This window comes from Paenibacillus sp. FSL H8-0175 (assembly GCF_045040615.1).
GTDB classification, from domain to species: domain Bacteria; phylum Bacillota; class Bacilli; order Paenibacillales; family Paenibacillaceae; genus Paenibacillus_AQ; species Paenibacillus_AQ odorifer.
The window spans coordinates 5,642,595-5,660,892 of sequence record NZ_CP150299.1 but is presented as its reverse complement, the minus strand read 5'-3'; the positions used below and the strand labels follow the sequence as shown (position 1 = coordinate 5,660,892).

16 protein-coding genes are annotated in these 18,298 nt (G+C 46.2%); 12 read left to right on the top strand and 4 right to left on the bottom strand.

Annotation, left to right across the window (positions count from 1 at the left end):
- Window positions 1–266 precede the first annotated feature (266 nt).
- The gene (locus tag MHH46_RS25120) at window positions 267–1,202 is read right to left on the bottom strand and encodes an aldo/keto reductase (RefSeq protein ID WP_076185518.1); all 936 of its coding nucleotides are present in this window, start codon (window positions 1,200–1,202) and stop codon (window positions 267–269) included.
- 183 nt (window positions 1,203–1,385) lie between these two features.
- On the opposite strand from MHH46_RS25120, the gene MHH46_RS25115 reads away from it, so the two are divergent.
- The 11 genes from MHH46_RS25115 (at window position 1,386) to yajC (ending at window position 14,244) form a co-directional block, all read left to right on the top strand.
- Window positions 1,386–2,360 carry an ornithine cyclodeaminase family protein gene (locus MHH46_RS25115; protein WP_076185517.1) on the top strand — a complete coding sequence of 325 codons (975 nt, stop codon included), beginning with the start codon at window positions 1,386–1,388 and terminating at the stop codon, window positions 2,358–2,360.
- Between the two features lie 14 nt (window positions 2,361–2,374).
- On the top strand, window positions 2,375–3,535 hold the full coding sequence (locus tag MHH46_RS25110; RefSeq protein ID WP_076193201.1) for a dipeptidase: 1,161 nt from the start codon (window positions 2,375–2,377) through the stop codon (window positions 3,533–3,535).
- Window positions 3,536–3,546: 11 nt separating this feature from the next.
- Window positions 3,547–5,673 carry a CocE/NonD family hydrolase gene (locus MHH46_RS25105; RefSeq protein ID WP_076193203.1) on the top strand — a complete coding sequence of 709 codons (2,127 nt, stop codon included), beginning with the start codon at window positions 3,547–3,549 and terminating at the stop codon, window positions 5,671–5,673.
- Between the two features lie 740 nt (window positions 5,674–6,413).
- Window positions 6,414–7,139, top strand: coding sequence for a BofC C-terminal domain-containing protein (locus MHH46_RS25100; RefSeq protein WP_076193205.1), 726 nt, complete (start codon window positions 6,414–6,416; stop codon window positions 7,137–7,139).
- Between the two features lie 244 nt (window positions 7,140–7,383).
- A complete protein-coding gene (gene ruvC / locus MHH46_RS25095) occupies window positions 7,384–7,887 on the top strand; it encodes a crossover junction endodeoxyribonuclease RuvC (RefSeq protein ID WP_036677679.1) in 504 nt (167 codons plus the stop codon).
- Window positions 7,884–8,501 (top strand): Holliday junction branch migration protein RuvA, encoded by a 618-nt coding sequence (ruvA, locus tag MHH46_RS25090; RefSeq protein WP_036677675.1) that lies wholly within the window; start codon window positions 7,884–7,886, stop codon window positions 8,499–8,501. The genes ruvC and ruvA overlap by 4 nt, the downstream gene beginning before the upstream one ends.
- A gap of 36 nt (window positions 8,502–8,537) precedes the next feature.
- Window positions 8,538–9,545, top strand: a complete 1,008-nt coding sequence (gene ruvB, locus MHH46_RS25085; protein WP_036677672.1) for a Holliday junction branch migration DNA helicase RuvB — start codon at window positions 8,538–8,540, stop codon at window positions 9,543–9,545.
- Between the two features lie 32 nt (window positions 9,546–9,577).
- The gene (locus MHH46_RS25080) at window positions 9,578–11,677 is read left to right on the top strand and encodes a SpoIID/LytB domain-containing protein (protein ID WP_076193209.1); all 2,100 of its coding nucleotides are present in this window, start codon (window positions 9,578–9,580) and stop codon (window positions 11,675–11,677) included.
- A gap of 9 nt (window positions 11,678–11,686) precedes the next feature.
- Window positions 11,687–12,715, top strand: coding sequence for a tRNA preQ1(34) S-adenosylmethionine ribosyltransferase-isomerase QueA (queA, locus tag MHH46_RS25075; RefSeq protein ID WP_076130401.1), 1,029 nt, complete (start codon window positions 11,687–11,689; stop codon window positions 12,713–12,715).
- 21 nt (window positions 12,716–12,736) lie between these two features.
- Window positions 12,737–13,873 carry a tRNA guanosine(34) transglycosylase Tgt gene (gene tgt / locus MHH46_RS25070; RefSeq protein ID WP_036677666.1) on the top strand — a complete coding sequence of 379 codons (1,137 nt, stop codon included), beginning with the start codon at window positions 12,737–12,739 and terminating at the stop codon, window positions 13,871–13,873.
- 50 nt (window positions 13,874–13,923) lie between these two features.
- Complete coding sequence (gene yajC, locus MHH46_RS25065) at window positions 13,924–14,244, top strand: preprotein translocase subunit YajC (RefSeq protein ID WP_038572999.1); 321 nt, start codon at window positions 13,924–13,926, stop codon at window positions 14,242–14,244.
- A 95-nt stretch (window positions 14,245–14,339) separates the two neighbouring features.
- Here yajC and MHH46_RS25060 read toward each other — a convergent pair whose 3' ends face one another.
- Both MHH46_RS25060 and MHH46_RS25055 read right to left on the bottom strand, forming a co-directional pair.
- Complete coding sequence (locus tag MHH46_RS25060; RefSeq protein ID WP_248549480.1) at window positions 14,340–15,179, bottom strand: phosphatase PAP2 family protein; 840 nt, start codon at window positions 15,177–15,179, stop codon at window positions 14,340–14,342.
- Between the two features lie 94 nt (window positions 15,180–15,273).
- A complete protein-coding gene (locus MHH46_RS25055) occupies window positions 15,274–15,666 on the bottom strand; it encodes a TIGR04086 family membrane protein (protein ID WP_036677660.1) in 393 nt (130 codons plus the stop codon).
- Between the two features lie 226 nt (window positions 15,667–15,892).
- Between MHH46_RS25055 and MHH46_RS25050 the strand changes: the two genes are divergently transcribed.
- The gene (locus tag MHH46_RS25050) at window positions 15,893–16,657 is read left to right on the top strand and encodes a DUF421 domain-containing protein (RefSeq protein WP_076130399.1); all 765 of its coding nucleotides are present in this window, start codon (window positions 15,893–15,895) and stop codon (window positions 16,655–16,657) included.
- A gap of 4 nt (window positions 16,658–16,661) precedes the next feature.
- On the opposite strand, the gene spoVB is transcribed toward MHH46_RS25050, so the two are convergent.
- Window positions 16,662–18,260 carry a stage V sporulation protein B gene (spoVB, locus tag MHH46_RS25045; protein WP_076193212.1) on the bottom strand — a complete coding sequence of 533 codons (1,599 nt, stop codon included), beginning with the start codon at window positions 18,258–18,260 and terminating at the stop codon, window positions 16,662–16,664.
- Between the last annotated feature and the right edge of the window lie 38 nt (window positions 18,261–18,298).

Genomic DNA, 18,298 nt, shown 5'->3' with positions numbered 1-18,298 from the left:
AGAGGCTATGAGGTCCGTTGGAATTCCAAATGTGCAATAATGCTGCGTTACGGGTCAACTGTGTCCGATAGGGCATTGTGCGGGGAGCTGTGATAGGTCGATCGAACGAACGTACGAAGGAAATAAAACGAACGAATGACGAATCTTACGAATCATGGCAATCGAACTATCTAACCCGAATCATCCGATGAACCCAAGCAGAAAAGGGGCTGCCCCAGCAGCCATTTCGTGGCCATGGGACAACCCCTTAATCTAATGAGGCTAGATTACGCCTTAAATATGGAATCTATAGTTTTGATCTCTTCTGGTGTCAGCTGCACCTTCAGCGTCTCTAAATTGGAAACGATCTGCTCAGGACGTTTGGCGCCCGGAATAAGCGCATCGATGGAAGGTACGGTCAAATACCAGGCAAGTACGACATGTGCGACTTCGACACCTTTGGCATTGGCAATCTGACGAACCTTGTCCACCTTCTCCAGATTCTTGGCAAAGGTCTCCCCTTGAAATAGCGGGTCATTTTTTCTAATGTCGCTGAATGTATCGCCTTGCTTATATTTGCCGCCCAGCAGGCCCGACGCAAGTGGGAAATAGGGCACGAAAGAAATGCCATGCTCCTGCGTATAAGGCAGCAAATCTTGTTCCGCATCACGATGCAGCAGATTGTAGTGGGATTGAAGAACATCCACATGACCGTCTTTGTTGGCTTCTTTCAGCTGATCAATGGAGAAGTTAGACACCCCGATGGCTCTAATCTTCCCTTCATCCTTCAGCTTCTTAAGTTCACCTACAGCTTCGTCCTTAGGTGTGCTTTCATCAGGGAAATGAATATAGTAAAGATCAATATAATCGGTCTGGAGGCGTTTCAAGCTGTCTTCTACAGACTGTCTTAGAAAAGCTGGAGAGTTGTCGAGTGTAATCTTGTCACCGGTAATCACGTGAGCGCCTTTAGTAGCAATGACCACATTGTCGCGGCCGCCTCTTTCCTTCAGCACTTCGCCAATCAGTTCCTCGGATCTTCCTGGTCCATAAATAAAGGCGGAATCAATAAAATTAATCCCATGATCCAGAGCGCTGCGCACAATATTTCTGCCGGTTTCATCATTTAAACCCGGAAATAAATTATGCCCGCCAACAGCATTGGCACCCAGACCCAGCGGGAGAACCTGCAGATTGGTTTTTCCTAAAGTTATTTTATTAGCCATAATCAATAGTCAGCTCCTTAAAATATAATACGTACTATATTAAGTATAGAGAATAACTCGGGTCAGGACAAATTTTGCCTTCCAGCTTTATACATGAATATTTAAACCGGATAAGTTATGATAGTAAGAAAAATTTTATATTTGCGTTCGTGCAATCATGATGAGGAGAAGGAGGTCCGTCTTATGCTAGTCATTAATCAAAATGAAGTGGCCGAACTGTTAGCTATGGAATCTTGCATCTCCGTTATGGAATCTGTTTTGAAGGCTCTGTCCGCTGGACAAGCCGTACAAAGCTTAAGACAAGTGCTTCCTTTACAAAAGAGCAATCTGCTCGGCTTAATGCCGGGTTATTTGCAGCATGAAGAGGTAGCTGGTGCCAAAATCATCAGTGTATTTCCCAGCAATCATGGTTCAGGCCTGCCTTCTCATCAAGGTCTTGTTACCCTATTCGATTCATCTACGGGTGTTCTGAAAGCTATAGTGGATGGACAAAAGATTACAGCCATTCGTACGGCGGCAGTCAGTGCAGCAGCAACCCGATATCTGGCCAGAGAGGATGCCGAAATCCTTGCTCTTCTTGGAACTGGGGAACAAGCAAAAAGTCATCTGGAAGCGATGTTGCGGGTTCGACCCATCCGTGAGGTAAAAGTATGGAGCAGGACACTCGCAAAGGCACAGGATTTTCAAATGGAGATGAGCCAAAAATATGATGTGCAGATCATTGTTGCGGAGACAGTTCAAGCGGCAGTCAGCGCAGCGGATATCATTTGTACCGTGACGGCATCCACCGAACCTGTGCTCAAGGGAGAATGGCTGAAACCGGGTGTACATATCAATGCAGTCGGCGCATGTAGACCAAATGACCGTGAGCTGGATTCGGAGACCGTCCAATTAGCTAAGTTATATGTAGATCGGCTGGAATCCGCTCAGAATGAATCTGGGGATTATTTAATCCCGCTGAACGAAGGCAAAATCACAGCAGATCATATAGTCGGGGAGATTGGTGAGCTGATCAGTGGCACTATCGAGGGCAGAAGGTCGGCAGCTGACATTACTCTTTTTAAAGGATTAGGGCTGGCCATAGAGGATTTAGCAGCAGCTAATTTTATATATAATGAAGCTGTTAGATTACATAAAGGCACTGAAATTGCATTCTAAGGAGCGACTACACGATGAGCACTTATGAAGGTCTGTATGATTTCAAGTTGACGGAGCAAGAGGAGGAGCGGGCTAAACGCTTGCATGAGCAGAACATTATTATCGATTTGCTGTTTCAAGGCCCCTTATCTCCAAGCGCGATTCCAGACTCTATCTCTGACAGAATCAAAGAATTATGTGAGCCTTATAAAGATGAGCCAATGGTATACAGCAGTATGCCTGCAAAAATCATCACAAAGCTATCTGCGAGCGGAGAGATCCCTGAGTATAAAGAAGAGTGGTACAAGTCCGGAATTACAGCAGGGAACCGCGAACTTCATTTGGAATCCTTAGACAGCATCATTACAAGCATGGCAGAGGTACAGCTGCAATTCGATTCTGCAGATTGGTTAATCAAAGCCTTAACTGCCGAAGACATACGTGCTGCCAAGCGTAATGGTTATAAAGCGGGCATTATCACAGCACAAGAAACGGATGGTCTGGGCACGAATCTCGATCAATTAGATGTACTTTATAACTTCGGATTAAGAATTCTACAATTGACCTACAACAATCAGAACCAGATTGGGGCGGGCTGCGCAGAACAATCGAACGCCGGGGTCACTAATTTTGGGAAAAGATTCATTGCACGCTTGAACAAGCTGGGGATCATTGTAGATACGGGGCATTGCGGGAAACAGACTACGTTAGATGCCTGCGCTTATTCCACAACTCCTGTGATTGCTTCACATACGGGTGTAGAGGCGATCTATCCGCATATGCGCTGTAAAAGTGATGAGGAGATTATCGCGATAGCCAAGACGGGTGGAGTTATTGGTATTTTTGCTATGCCTTGGTTTGTTCATGAAGATCCTAAACATACAACTATTGACCATGTGCTGGATCATATCGAATATGTAATCCGGCTTGTAGGCGTGGATCATGTCGGAATTGGAACGGATTGGCCGATGAGCGATGTGCTCTGGTCATTGGTTTATTTTAAAGAACATATCGCACCCAAGCTTGGATTCGCCAAAGGAGACGGACCTTCTACAGAAACCGTTGCTGGACTTGAGAAATATAGTTATTTTATTAACTTTACTAGAGGTTTGGTTGCCCGCGGTTATGCGGATGCAGATATTGCTAAGGTCATGGGCGGCAACTGGCTGCGCGTATTTGAAGAAATTTGCGGATAGGGGATAAACAGATGACAACCTACTTACACACATCTACATTTAACGTCTACTTTTCTGGTGTTTATACAGGCAAAATTCATTTTACAGAGCAACAGATCATGCTAGCTAAGGTCGATCCGCGCAGAAGAACGCAAATGCAGGACAATGTGCTGGATGGACAGTTCAAGACCGTACTCCCGCTTCAAAAAATCCATAAACATTTGGATGCTTATGCTAATGCAGAATGGGCAGAAGACGAGGTAGTGCTGAGTAATGGCGATATCTATCAAAAGCATATCCAGTATCAGGCGCAGATTGAAGGCCGCGAACTGACCTCACAAGTATGGGCGCTGCGCAAAGAGACGGCTCTGGACATTGTGACTTTGGACGGGGAAATTATCGCTTTTTTAACGCCGAATCGGTATGGTATTGAGCTTATGGTTAAAGCAGGTTATGAGAAGCTGACTCCGTTAGTGGTCTACGACGATCCTCTTCTATCCAAGGCAGAATATGGTGTGAACGATTTGGGTACTGATCTGATTCCGATGCGCGATGGGGTGAAGTTGGCGACAGATGTTTTTTTACCAGAGGGCATTAAGCCGGGAACTAAGCTGCCGACAATTCTCGTAAGAACATGTTATGACCGCAACGGAAAAAAAGAGATTTTTATGAGATGGGCCAATAAAGGTTATGCAGTAGTATCGCAGGATGTTAGAGGTCGGGCAGATTCGGAAGGCGAACTGATTCCTTTTTATAATGAACGGGATGACGGTTATGATACGATTGACTGGATTATTGCTCAGGAATGGTCGGATGGCAACGTCGGCATGTGGGGCGCATCCTATCTAGGTTTTGTTGTTGTGGCGGCGGCCACCAGTGGGCACCCGAATCTGAAGGCGGTTGTGGATGAAGTGAACGTGGGCTCTCCATTTGTTGATACCGTTCGCAAAGGGGGAACCCTTTGTTCTTGGCCATTGCTCTCTTGGACTCTTGCTCAATCTGTGGGTACTCGGACGGATTTTGATATCTTTGGAGGCATTACGGTGAATCCGGAAGCAGCCGTTGATGCAAGACCGATTAAAGAGATCCCTCAGCAAATGATTGGCAAAACATCAGGTCCATGGGATCTGTGGAGCCAGCATCCGGAGTATGATGATTTCTGGAAAAACTGTACTTTTACCGAGCGCGGTGATCAGGTGCAGGTGCCTATGTATGTTATCTCAGGCTGGTATGACGGCGACAGCGCCGGCGTATCGGAAACATGGAGAATGCTAACAGAACATGATGTGCCAAATCGAAAAATCCGTCTGGGCGCTTGGGAGCACGGGCCGAACAGAGCTAGAGACTACGAAGGCGTGAGCTTCGGCAATGATGCCGTAGTCTATGATTACGATGTTTCTGTGCTGCGCTGGTTCGACCGCTTCCTCAAAGGCATTCCAAATGGAATAGATCAGGAGCCTAGAGCCTCTTATTATGTTGTTGGTGAAAATCAGTGGAGAACGTCCGCGGATTGGACACCTGCTGAAGCCACAACTTCTTCCTTCTACCTTTCCAGCGGCGGGCGAGCGAATTCAGGACAAGGGGATGGGCAACTGCTTGCAGCGCCTGAGGAACATTCTCCTGAAGATACTTATATCTATAATCCTCATGATCCTATGAATGATCGCGGTGAACGAGAGCCTGAGAATTTGCGAAAATACGAGCTGCGCAATGATATCCTTGTCTACACTAGTGATATTCTGACGGATGAGCTGACTGTGGCCGGAGAATTGTCTGCGGTTATCTATGCTGCCAGCACTGGCAAAGATACGGATTGGGTTGTTACGCTTAGTGACGTGAATGAACAAGGGGACTCTATCCGGTTATCCAATTATATTGTCAGAGCTAAATACCGTCATGGATTGGAAGCGCCTGAGCTGCTGATTCCTGGGCAGGTGGAGAAATATGATATTTTCATGCCGAATATTGCCCATAGATTTGCTGTGGGACACCGAATTCGGTTCTCGATTACTTCGTCCAGTAAATTCGTTGCTTTCCCTAATACAAATACAGGCAGTAATCCGTATGAAGATTCAGAAGCGATTACTGTGCTGCAGACTGTTTACCATAATCGTGAGTATCCGAGCCATGTGAAGCTGCCGGTGGTTCCTAACGCTTAAATGTGACTTTAATACGAAGAAGGGGCTGAACAAAGGTAAAGGGAATTAACACTTGAAGCTGAAGCTGCATTTAATGACAAATGCTGCTTCAAGTGACGTACCGAGAGAGTACTGAGTGAACACCGAGTGAACACCGAGTGAGGCCTAGGTGAAACAAAAAGTGAAGAATGAGCTTATGCTTCAATTGAAGCGAAAAGTAAAACTCTTATAGAGCGATTAGGGAATTTCTCCCTGAAATTCTTAGGATTCTGGTCGTCAGGCATATAATTGAGGGAAAACTCCCTAATTTTATGTCTGATTCCCCGGAAATAAGGAAAACAGCCTATTTATTAGGGAGGAATTCCCTGGTTTCGTTCATTTAGAGCAAATTTCTCCTACTTTCAGGGAGTTTTTCCCTAATTAGTTTTAGATCCACTCCGCACAACGCGCAAACGCAGAACACATACTCCCAGCACGCAAACGCCCAATCCAATGGCATAGCACACTAAGAACTAAATAGTCTATTGGCGAAGCAAAAGCTTTGGTGGAAGAAATGGTCGATCGTCATGAAATAGGTATCACCTAAGGCCGGTATGTGTAACCTCTCCCCAGTATCCCCTTCCAGACTTATCCCATAAACCTTGAACTATACTGCAAGGTCAACCTTGTATTTTTGGATAAATGTCGATTATTCACAGAAAAGCGCATAAATGCTCCCTTCTTAGGTCACAATAGGGAAAAACCAGAATGAAGGGATTAACGTGAACGCGTTTCGCTTAAAAAAACAACTTTGGCGGCGATGGAGACGTTGGAAAAAGGCGCTTTGGGTAGGAGCTGCTTGTATAGCTTTTACTGTACTGGCTTGGCGCAGTATGCAGGTACCTGAGGAAATCAGTGGACTGCTGACGAATTCTAGCTGGGCGGATAGTGCCGATAGTGAGCTGGCCGCAGCTGTCTTTAAAGTAGGCGAGGACAGTGATGAGGCAAAAGAGAAGGGCACTTTAAATAACGAACAACTGCTGCAAACCATCTCCCAAAGTGGGCTCAGCAGAACCGTTCATTTAAAAACAACCTATGTGTCCGGAGAAGAGATTCAGACGTTGCCGGGCGTAAAGAACCCGCTTCAGCTGAAGACTATAATCAATGAACACCCTGAATGGAGCGGTTGGATTAGTTCAGAAGGGGATTTGTGGCTGGAACAAAAAGTGAATGATTTATCGACAATGATAAAAAATGAAGCTTATATTGGTGTAGATGCGTTTGGGAATTTGACCTTGTTTAAAGGTCCGCCAGTTCAGGAAAAGGTACTGAAGACTTTTTTTCAAATGGATATGGGTTCCCTGAAATCCTCATTGCCGGAAAATATTTGGAAGGAGCTTCACGAGGGGATTCGTGTTCAGGATATTGAAGAGTACAACAGTGTGCTGTCTACCTTCAGTGATTATGCCCGCGAAGCTGCTGAGCATGTCATGCAGAACAAGCAATAGATTTGATAAGCTGTCCAAAAGTCATTATTAATGGCTGAGGGCAGCTTTTTTGTGTGAAATGAAACGGGGAAGAGTCTTAGCTGTAGGCCTAAAGTTGCCATTTCGCTGCAAACGGTAAACTTTTTTTCTCCCGCAAGGGGGATTTTTGCTATAATGGTTAGAAGGAATACATATGTTCGCTTCATGGCGGAGGAATGGATGAAAACGGTGGAATAATCTGCCTGTTATAGAGGAGAGATCGTGTTTGCGTATTTTGGGAATTGATCCGGGGCTGGCGATCGTCGGCTTTGGCTTTGTGGATAAGGAAGGACATAAACTGACCCCCGTCCAATATGGTTGTATTCAGACTGAGGCTCATACGCCTGAAGAAGAACGACTGCTGCATGTCTATGAAGGCATGGGTCAGCTCATTGATAAATATAAACCCGATGCTGTGGCGATAGAAAAGCTGTTTTTCGCTCGCAACGTTACTACAGCATTGCCAGTGGCGCAGGCCCGCGGTGTGACTATATTAGCTGCTGTGCAGCGGGGTCTCCCCGTCTCGGAATATACACCTATGATGGTAAAGCAGGCTGTTGTGGGTTATGGTAAGGCTGAGAAACGGCAGGTCCAGGAAATGGTGAAGCTGCTGCTGAAGCTATCGGCGATTCCGAAACCCGATGATGTGGCGGATGCGCTGGCGGTAGCGGTATGCCATGCCCATTCGAGCAGTCTTAATTCTAAATTAAATGAGGTATTGCGAAAATGATAGATTTCTTAAGAGGACCCGTCGTTCATTTGGAGTCGGAATATGTGGTGCTGGATGTGCAGGGAGTAGGATACCGGGTATTCTGCCCAAATCCTTATGCTTTTGCTAAAGTAGAAGGACCTGTAACGATCTATATTCATTACCAAACACGTGAGGACGCTACGCTATTATTTGGGTTCCCGACTCGTGAGGAACAAAAATTGTTCCGCAAGCTGATAGAGGTATCTGGCATCGGTCCTAGGGTTGCGCTTGGAATCCTGACAGGTGGAACACCGGATCAGTTGATTTCAGCGATTTATCAAGAGAATATAACGTTCTTAACGAAATTACCGGGCATTGGCAAAAAGACGGCACAGCGTATGATCCTTGATTTGAAGGACAAGCTGGACGGACTCAGTATGGCTTCAATGCAAACGGGATTGTTTGCAGTGCCAACGGAGGAAGCAACGGATGGATTGGCCTGGCAAGAGGCGCGGGATGCGCTTAAGGGGCTGGGTTATACCGAAAGCGAATTGGACCGCGTGTGGCTCGCGTTGAAGAAAGAGGGAGCAGAGACAGGCACTGTAGATGTGCTGATGAAGAAAGCACTAGGGCTGCTATATATAGCTAAGTAAAGCCGTACACATCCTAAAGAAAGGGAGCGATAGGAAATGGATGACCGGATTATATCCGCGAATTTGATGATGGATGAGCAGGCGGTAGAACTAAGCTTGCGTCCTCGTTATCTGGGAGAATATATCGGCCAGACTCAGGTGAAAGAAAACCTGAAGGTATATATAGAAGCGGCCAAAATGAGAAGCGAAGCGCTGGATCATGTACTGCTGTACGGACCTCCGGGTCTGGGCAAAACAACGCTCGCTAATATTATCGCCAATGAGCTGGGTGTGAACCTGCGAACAACTTCCGGCCCTGCGATAGAGCGTCCAGGCGATCTTGCCGCTCTGCTGACGAATCTGCAGGAAGGCGACGTGCTTTTCATCGATGAGATTCACCGTTTACACCGCACGGTTGAGGAGGTTATGTATCCTGCGATGGAGGATTTCGCGCTGGATATCATGATCGGCAAAGGGCCAAGTGCCCGTTCGGTACGATTGGATTTGCCGCCGTTCACACTGATAGGTGCCACAACCCGGGCAGGACTACTGTCTGCGCCACTGCGTGATCGTTTCGGAGTGGTCAGTCGCCTGGAATTCTATAACATAGATGAGCTGAGTTACATTGTTTCTCGAAATGCGGATCTTTTAGGCATTGAGATTGTTGGCGATGCAGCAGAAGAGATCGCGCTTCGTTCGCGGGGCACGCCGCGGATTGCTAACCGCTTATTGAAGCGGGTCCGTGATTTTGCTCAAGTGCGCGGAGATGGAATTATAACTCCTGAAATTTCTGGGGAAGCATTGAAGATGCTTCAGGTGGACCCACGTGGGCTGGACAGTATTGACCACAAGATGTTAAGTGCTATGATTTCAAGCTTTCGCGGCGGTCCTGTAGGACTGGATACGATTGCAGCTACGATTGGTGAGGAAAGTCAGACGATTGAGGACGTATATGAGCCGTACCTGCTGCAGATAGGTTTCTTGCAGCGGAGTCCGCGTGGAAGAATTGTAACCCCGGCCGCTTATCATCATTTAGGGCTTCCGCTCCCTCCGGAGCAGCACTAGTTCGTCACTACAATTATAAAGGAGGATGCTGGATGAAGCATACGAAGAGGAAATGGAGAGGGGTCGCCCCGCTAAGCAAAGGATTGCTTGCGGCTGCGCTTGCTGTAGGAAGTTTCCTGATCCCTGCGGGTGCCAGTCATGCCGATTCTAATAGCACGATACGAGTTGCTCTTTATGCTGATATTGGAAGTAAATATAAATCCACTGTGCCAGCAGTAACACTGCTATCAACGCAAAGCTTTACTTTGCTGTCGGATCAAGCAGGAAGTGCTCCTTTGGTGTCTGTCCCAGCACAGAAGCAAATTCGTGTAAGTCTGGACGGATATAGAGTTAAGGTGATGGAGGTTTCAAGCTGGCAGACAGCAGCGGATGCAGCTAAAAAGCTCCAATCCACCTCCGATAAACCGCAGATTTTTGCAATCTCCAGAAATGGAGCGACTGTGTATCAGTTGTACACGGGCGTCTATGCTAGTGAAGCAGTTGCCAAGGATGGGCTTACCCGTGTAGTCAAAGCAGGGTTGAGCATTCCTGCTGACCAAACCCCAGCAGTGAAAGGTAATAAACATTTATCAGCTGGCCGCTATTCTTCGGAGCAGGAAGCAGATGTGGCGCTTAATAGCCTCACTGCAGCTGGTTTGGATGCTTGGAAGGTGTTTCTGGCAGGAAACGATGGCAGTGCACAAGTAGAGGTATGGGTAGGCGAAGCTGCCAACGATAGTGATTTAACAGCTGTTCAGGCCGCTGTGTCTACGGCGGCACCACAATTTACGGTTTCGGTGGCGACCTCGCCTGGATTAATACTGCGTAAGGATGCCGGACTGGATTTTAGCAGTGAAACTCAAGCCGATCATTATCTGGTTTCTGGAAGCAATGCTAAATTTCTTGCTGCAGGCAGCGAGGCTGGGATTCAGTTAGTGGAAAGATCCAAGCGTACATATCGCGGAAATTTGGAACTGAGCAATTTGAGCGGATCTCTGGCTGTAATTAATGTAGTGCCGCTGGAGCAATATTTGTATGCCGTAGTTGGAGGAGAGGTTTCCTCCAGTTGGCCAGATGAAGCGCTAAAAGCTCAGGCTGTCGCCGCCCGCAGCTATGCGCTGTCCCAAGGCAACCGTTTTGATGTAGCGAATGTAGTAGATACCACTCTTAGTCAGGTATATAACGGAATCGGGTCTGAAGCTCCCTCCATTATCAAAGCTGTAGATACTACTGCTGGTGAAGTGCTGATGAGCGGTGGTAAAGTTGTTGAGGCTGTATTTTCTTCCAATAGTGGAGGTATGACAGCTGACCCTTCAGAGGTTTGGGCGAATGGTGGCGATGTATTTGCTAGTGTTCCAAGCGTTGAAGATGTTTCGGCTGCTGCTGCTAAGAAGTGGTATTATGTTCTGCTTGCGAATGGTACCTCTGGTTATGCACGTGAAGATAATATTAAATTGACGGGCAGCAAAACCGCTGCCGGACTCGATATAGTTACCGCTACAACCAAAGATGTGAATATACGTCCTCTGCCAGTTATTGAGAGCAGTGTTAGTGCAGTCGGAAAGCTGAATCCGGGTGAGAACGCTGTGGCTCTGGATAAAGTATATGAGTCTGGCAGCTATAGCTGGATCAAAGGGCCGTATACCTCTGCTGAACTTCTAAAAAGCCTGCAGGGTAAAACAACAAGCACGCTCCCTTCCAGCATCTCTAACCTGCAGGTCACCCAGCGCGGTCCTTCTGGAAGAGCGATTCAGGTGAAAGCTAATGGTCAGGCTCTGAATGTGAAATATCCTGATATGTTCCGCTCCGCGTTTAATGGATTACCTAGTACATTGTTTGATATTGTGGCACCCGGAAGTTATACTGTATTAGGCGCTGACGGCTCTACCGCCACAATTAGCAGCTCGCAGAGTGCTGGCGTGCTTTCCGCATCGGGGAAGGTTAATGTGAATGGCAGTGGAACTGTAGTGATGGGCGGAGATTCTGCGGCCAGAGTGATCACTAACAGCTCGGGCTTTCTGTTCATTGGACAAGGCAACGGCCATGGTCTAGGCATGTCGCAGTGGGGCGTGAAAGGCATGGCGGACAGCGGGTATGATTACAAGCAAATATTGCAACACTATTATAAGAACGTTACTATAGTTAAGGAATGAAGACAGACCATGAATGTAGATGCTTATGATTTTCATTTGCCGGAAGAATTGATTGCCCAGACACCTCTCGCTGATCGCAGTGCTTCTAGACTGCTTCTAGTGAATAAGGAGGATGGAGAGCTGGCTCACCGGCATTTTACCGATATTATTGATTATTTTAATCCCGGAGACACGCTTGTTCTAAATGATACGAGAGTCATTCCAGCGAGATTGTTTGGAGTGAAAGAAGATACTGGTGCTAAGGCGGAAGTGCTTCTCCTAAAGAATCTTGGGGATGATCGCTGGGAAGCACTTGTAAAGCCAGGGAAAAAGCTCAAGACAGGCGCGGTGATTATCTTTAGTGATGAGCTTCGTGCCGTTATCGAGGACGAAGCTGATATGGGCGGCCGTACGCTTCGTTTCATATATCAGGGTATTTTTCAGGAGATTCTGGACAGGCTGGGAACGATGCCGTTGCCACCTTATATTAAGGAAACACTGGATGATCGTGAACGATATCAGACTGTGTATGCTCGGCATGAGGGATCGGCCGCTGCGCCTACCGCAGGGCTTCATTTTACCCAAGAATTGCTGAAACAGATTGAGGCTAAGGGTGTAAATATCGCTTATATCACCCTTCATGTAGGTCTCGGTACTTTTCGTCCGATGTCTGTAGAGAAGGTTGAAGAGCATGTTATGCATTCTGAGTATTTCGTAATGTCTCAAGAAACGGCAGATACCATAAATGCTACTAAGGCACGAGGCGGCCGTATTATTGCAGTTGGCACAACGTCTTGTCGGACACTTGAAACGGTCGGAAGACAATGTGAAGGTGGTCCGCTTGTGGAATGCAGCGGCTGGACGGATATTTTTATCTATCCAGGGTATAAGTTCAGTGTAGTAAATGCGCTAATTACTAATTTCCACCTGCCAAAGTCTACTTTGGTTATGTTGGTTAGCGCTTTGGCAGGTCGGGAACATATTCTAGCTGCTTATGAAGAAGCGATAGAGCAGAAGTACCGATTCTTTAGCTTTGGAGATGCAATGTTTATTTATTAAGGTAAGAGGATGGGTTAACTTATGGCAGCAATTACTTATGAGCACATCAAAACGTGCAAACAATCCGGAGCCAGACTTGGAAGAGTCCACACTCCACATGGTGTGATTGAGACACCAGCATTTATGCCAGTCGGCACACAAGCTACAGTTAAGACCATGAGTCCTGAAGAGCTGAAAGAGATGGATGCCCATATTATTTTGAGCAATACTTACCATCTATTTCTAAGACCAGGCCATGATATTGTTCGTGAAGCTGGTGGACTGCACAAGTTCATGAACTGGGATCGTCCGATTCTGACAGACAGCGGCGGGTTTCAAGTATTCTCGTTAAGCGACATGCGCAAGATTACGGAAGAAGGAGTTCATTTCCGTTCCCATTTAAATGGGGATAAGAAATTCCTGTCTCCGGAAGTAGCGATGGAGGTTCAGAACTCTCTGGGTTCAGATATAATGATGGCATTTGATGAATGTCCTCCATTCCCGGCTGAATATGATTATGTGAAAAAATCCCTAGAGCGCACCACGCGCTGGGCAGAACGTTGCCTGAAAAGTCATGCTCGTCCTAACGATCAGGGTCTTTTTGCTATCGTGCAAGGGGGCATGTATGAAGATCTGCGCCGTCAGAGCGCGGCTGATTTGACTTCCATGGATTTCCCGGGGTATGCTATTGGGGGGCTCAGCGTCGGAGAGTCCAAGCAGCTAATGTATGAAGTGCTGGATTATACAGTTCCCCTGCTGCCACAAGGCAAACCTCGCTATTTGATGGGCGTGGGTTCACCGGATGCGCTGCTGGAAGGATCAATCCGAGGAGTAGACATGTTCGATTGTGTCTTGCCTACTCGTATTGCCCGTAATGGAACAACGATGACCAGTCAGGGAAGACTCGTTGTACGCAACGCTAAGTATGCCCGTGATTTTGGGCCGCTTGATCCGGAGTGTAATTGCTATACATGCCGGAATTATTCCCGCGCTTATTTGCGCCATCTAATCAAAGCCGATGAAACCTTCGGACTTCGATTGACGACATACCACAATTTGCACTTCTTGTTGGATTTAATGCGTAAAGTGCGTGAAGCCATCAAAGAAGATCGGCTGCTTGATTTTCGCGATGAGTTTTTTGCCAAATACGGATTATATGATAATCTTAAAGGCTTTTAGGGTTTGATTTAAGAGTCATGCTTTAATGTACTTTGAAAGGGGGGAGAAATATGATTCAATCGTTTCAATATGCAGCTGGCGCAGGTGGTGGAGGTAGTATACTAGGCCTGGTAGGTCCCTTTGTCCTTATGTTTGTAGTATTCTACTTCTTGCTGATTCGTCCGCAACAAAAGAAGACCAAAACTCGTAACGCAATGTTGAAAGCTCTGAAAAAGGGCGATAAAATCGTTACTATTGGAGGACTTCACGGTACGATCATGGAGATTTCCGATGATATCGTGGTTCTGCGGGTCAACGATGTAACTAAGCTGACTTTTGATCGCGGTTCCATCAGCCACGCTGTGGCGACGGATGTCGAAGAGAAAGTATAGAATTGTTATTTAAGTACATAAAAAGCGGTGTCTTCTCATTGGAGAGGACACCGCTTTTTTGATCTTTAAGGTTATTAAGATTTAGCAGTTTAACTTTAACGTACATTTGTTACGCGGCTCGGAACGGTAAGCGACTCTTCACGTCCCCGCAAAGTTAATTTGGCGAGTTGAACGCCAACTGTAGAGGCTAGTACAGCTAGCAAGGTTCCACCAATCATATCTGTAAGCCAATGAATGCCCAGATAGAAAATTCCAAAGACGATTACAACTGCGGAAATACTAGTGATGGCCATCCAGCGGCGGTTCCCTGAACGGAAGGCCAGAAGTGCCATTGTAACAGATATGGACGTATGTAGACTCGGGAAGCAGTTATTGAGACCGGATAGCGGTCTATATTCCTGTTCGAATTTCGGAAATACATCCAGCATAGTAAATTTGACGCCCGCTGGCAGATAGGACCAAACCTCGTTTACCGGGAAGTAAAGATAGAATGGAATCGCCAAGGCATAGTTGATAATAATAGCATAGCAGGTGGCATATAACATCACCCGGTTTTTATCTAACAGATAGACCCCTAATGATGCTGCTAGAACAGACTGAAGCATGAAAATGTAGAAAAAGACGATGATCGGTGTTAACCATGGACTGTAGAATATATCCTGAACGGCTTGGACAAAATGACCCTCTAGACCAAATATAAACGGCGTATAATCAGAGGTAAGATGCATTTTTTGTTCAATTTGCAGTTCATATTTATTTATGGCTAATACGCCAAACATTCCTGCAATCAGCAACAAAAACTTATAGGATCGCAGCATCTCTTTCCCAATTTCAACCAATGCCATGAGTGGATTACGTTTAGCGCCAATCCATACTAATATCACTACTAATGCAACTGTGTACAAAACAATATGGTTCATTGATTGGTAAAACAAAGCAATCGAAGCCTCCTTGATCTCTTAATGAAGTCAGATGATCACAGTTTAACATATTTTCAAGGAATGTTTCGAATTTAATGGAATTATAATTTTAGCTTTTTTGTAAATTAACGCCAAACATTCCGCCGAGAGCGCCAATTGCAGCAGCTGCCAGAACCCATAGCAGATCCACACCAGAGGGTGCGCTGTCCAGTGCCAAAAAACCGATCAACAGAACGATAATTCCATAAAATGCGCCTGTAAGACTTCCTTGATACCAGCCTTTGCTCGTGGCTCTGCGACCGGCGGTTAGTCCTCCGAATGCTGCAGCTATGCCGTGTACAATGTATGTGTACATTGAGAGATCCTGCTCCTTCAGACTGCTGCCCCATAACAAAAGTGAGAGGACAAACGCACCCATCAGCATCCAAAGGAATGATCGACATAGGCCAGATAACACAGGATTGGCTATTCTCCACGAGAACATGCGCCGGATTAAATACATGGTACAACCTCCTAAAGTTTTTTTGAGGAAAAAGAATCAACATAGTTATTATTCATTGTATGGGATGGCTTGCCCCAATAGTACAAGAAAGGGCATTGCAGCCTTTTTACCATTAATTAATATGCCGGCTTCCGAATGTTCCCTGCACAGAGCGGTCAGAATAGGGTTACATTAATCCACCCGGGAAAACAAGTCTGCGGGTGAGAATGGAGGGGAGCGAAGCTATATGTTCCAGCATATCTCTACCCATATTTTCTTGACCGTGCTGATGTATTTCTTCATATTCCTGTGTATGCGCATCATGGGGAAGAGGGAAATAGGTAAGCTGTCTGTATTTGATTTAACGATCTCCATCATGATTGCCGAGATTGCTGTTTTTGTGCTTGAGGATATTAATCGGCCGATCTATGAAGGAGTCGTTCCGATGGCAACATTGGTGTTGATACAGGTAATTGTGGCTCAGCTCAGTCTTAAGAGCAGAAAGCTCAGACTTTTAATGGACGGCAAACCGAGCATACTCATTTCTGGCGGCAAGCTGCACCGGGGTGAAATGCGTAGGCAGAGATATAATATCGATGATCTGCTGCAGCAATTGCGTGGACAGAACATCGCCAGTCCTGCTGACGTGGAATTTGCAATCCTGGAGCCTAGTGGACAGCTAACGGTATTCGAGAAAGAGAAGGGGAGTTCATCCTCTAACCCATCAGGCAATAGCAGTGCAGCTGCTGAGCATAAAAAGAGTGACGATAATAAAGGAAATAAGAACCGTAAGATAGAGCTGCCGAAGAATAAGATCAGATATGAAGGACTTCCAATCCCTCTGATTATGGATGGCAAGGTGCAGGATCAGAATTTAGAGATGATTGGAAAAACCAGATTTTGGTTAAGAACTCAAATTCGTCAAAAAGGAGTATCTGATTTCAAAAATGTATTTCTATGCTCCATAGATCATAAGGGCAGAATTTATGTCGACCGTTTGGACAACAGATAGCTTTTTAGAGCCTGCGTTTGATAAACGGCAGACGGTCCAAATCACGAATTGAGATAAGGCCAGCTAACAGACTGATTCCGAAATACAGGACCATTCCTATCGCAGAGGCAAATATAAATTGAATCCATTGTACATCTGCAATGGGAATGGAAGTGTATACATAATGCACGCCCGCTCCCATAATGACCATTGCACATAAGGTTTTTATGGTTTCGGTTACTCTTAAAGATAATGAAATAAGACTGACCACACTGTATCCGTGAAGCATCGTAACCAGAATGCTGTTCACAATAATGGCTATGATGGCGCCGTAAATTCCATATTCAGGTTGCGATGCCAGTATTACGATCAGAATGATTTTGACTACTGCTCCAATTAAGGTATTGATGAGTGCCCTGCCCGGTCGATCCATAGCTTGCAGCGCAGCTTGTAAGGGAGCTTGAACATAAATGAACAAGGCGAATGGAGCCATGAGCTTCAGCATAGGAGCTGTATCCGCGTTACCATATAACAAATTGCATAGCGGAACCGCCAGGATATACATAAGAACAGCAAAAGGAGCCCCTGTTACCAGCGCAAGCCGCAACGCTTGATGCATACGCTTGTGAATGGTGGGCAAGTCCTTTCTTGCCGCAGCTTCTGATATGGAAGGAACCAGAGACACAGCAAGTGAAGAGGTTAATGCCCCGGGCAGCAGCAATAAAGGAACAACCATCCCTTGTAAAGACCCGTACTGAGCTGTAGCGGCAGCAGCGGCTATACCTGCCAAGGCGAGACTGCGCACAGTAATAATAGATTCCAGCAGATAAGAAAAAGAGCCTACAAGCCGACTTGCCGTAACGGGAATGGATATGCCTAGTAACCGCCGTAATATGGGGGAGTTGGCTTTCACACCTTGTGTATCAGATGGGATAACCTCCGGCTCGAGAGCGGGTTGCTCTGGAGTCGGATTTGTCTGCTTTTTATCTTTTTTAGTAATGACATAATATTGCCACAGAATCGCTAACATTCCGCCAATTTCTCCTACCGTCACACCTAACATCGCTCCAGCCGCCGCCATAGCAATACCCTTAGGAAGCAACAACCAGGAGAACCAGAGCATAAAGAATATTCGAACTAAAGATTCGAAGATGGAGGAGAGCGCCGATGGTATCATGTTCTGCTTGCCTTGGAAATAACCGCGGTAAATTGCAGATACGGCGACAATCCCAATCATTGGGATCATGGCAATAAACGTATAATAAACCCGATGGTCTGTTAAGATAACATTGGAGACCCATGAGGCACTTACCAAAGCAACCAATGTAAAGAAGATTGCAAGTCCAATACTAAGAGCAAGTCCAGTACGTAAAATCAGCCGTGATTTTTCAGGCCGATTCTCTCCTTCTGTTTCCGCCACCATCTTGGCTATCGCCAGTGGAATCCCGCCTGTAATGACAGTAACCAGCACAAGAAAAAAAGGATACGCGAGCTGATACAGACCCACGCCTTCTGCTCCGATAATACGGGGTAAAGCAATCCGGGGAATAAATCCAAGCATCCTATTAATGATGCCGGCGGCTAGCAAGATTAAAGTTCCTTGTATAAAGCTCTGTTTCTTCAAAGGTCACGCCTTCTTCCCAAAATGAAATAAAACGCTGG

Coding starts and splice junctions, on each gene's coding strand:
- MHH46_RS25080 (WP_076193209.1), top strand. CDS start 9,578: ATGAAGCATACGAAGAGGAAATGGAGAGGGGTCGCCCCGCTAAGCAAA.
- queA (WP_076130401.1), top strand. CDS start 11,687: ATGAATGTAGATGCTTATGATTTTCATTTGCCGGAAGAATTGATTGCC.
- tgt (WP_036677666.1), top strand. CDS start 12,737: ATGGCAGCAATTACTTATGAGCACATCAAAACGTGCAAACAATCCGGA.
- ruvA (WP_036677675.1), top strand. CDS start 7,884: ATGATAGATTTCTTAAGAGGACCCGTCGTTCATTTGGAGTCGGAATAT.
- MHH46_RS25105 (WP_076193203.1), top strand. CDS start 3,547: ATGACAACCTACTTACACACATCTACATTTAACGTCTACTTTTCTGGT.
- MHH46_RS25120 (WP_076185518.1), bottom strand. CDS start 1,202: ATGGCTAATAAAATAACTTTAGGAAAAACCAATCTGCAGGTTCTCCCG.
- MHH46_RS25050 (WP_076130399.1), top strand. CDS start 15,893: ATGTTCCAGCATATCTCTACCCATATTTTCTTGACCGTGCTGATGTAT.
- yajC (WP_038572999.1), top strand. CDS start 13,924: ATGATTCAATCGTTTCAATATGCAGCTGGCGCAGGTGGTGGAGGTAGT.
- MHH46_RS25115 (WP_076185517.1), top strand. CDS start 1,386: ATGCTAGTCATTAATCAAAATGAAGTGGCCGAACTGTTAGCTATGGAA.
- MHH46_RS25110 (WP_076193201.1), top strand. CDS start 2,375: ATGAGCACTTATGAAGGTCTGTATGATTTCAAGTTGACGGAGCAAGAG.
- MHH46_RS25055 (WP_036677660.1), bottom strand. CDS start 15,666: ATGTATTTAATCCGGCGCATGTTCTCGTGGAGAATAGCCAATCCTGTG.
- ruvB (WP_036677672.1), top strand. CDS start 8,538: ATGGATGACCGGATTATATCCGCGAATTTGATGATGGATGAGCAGGCG.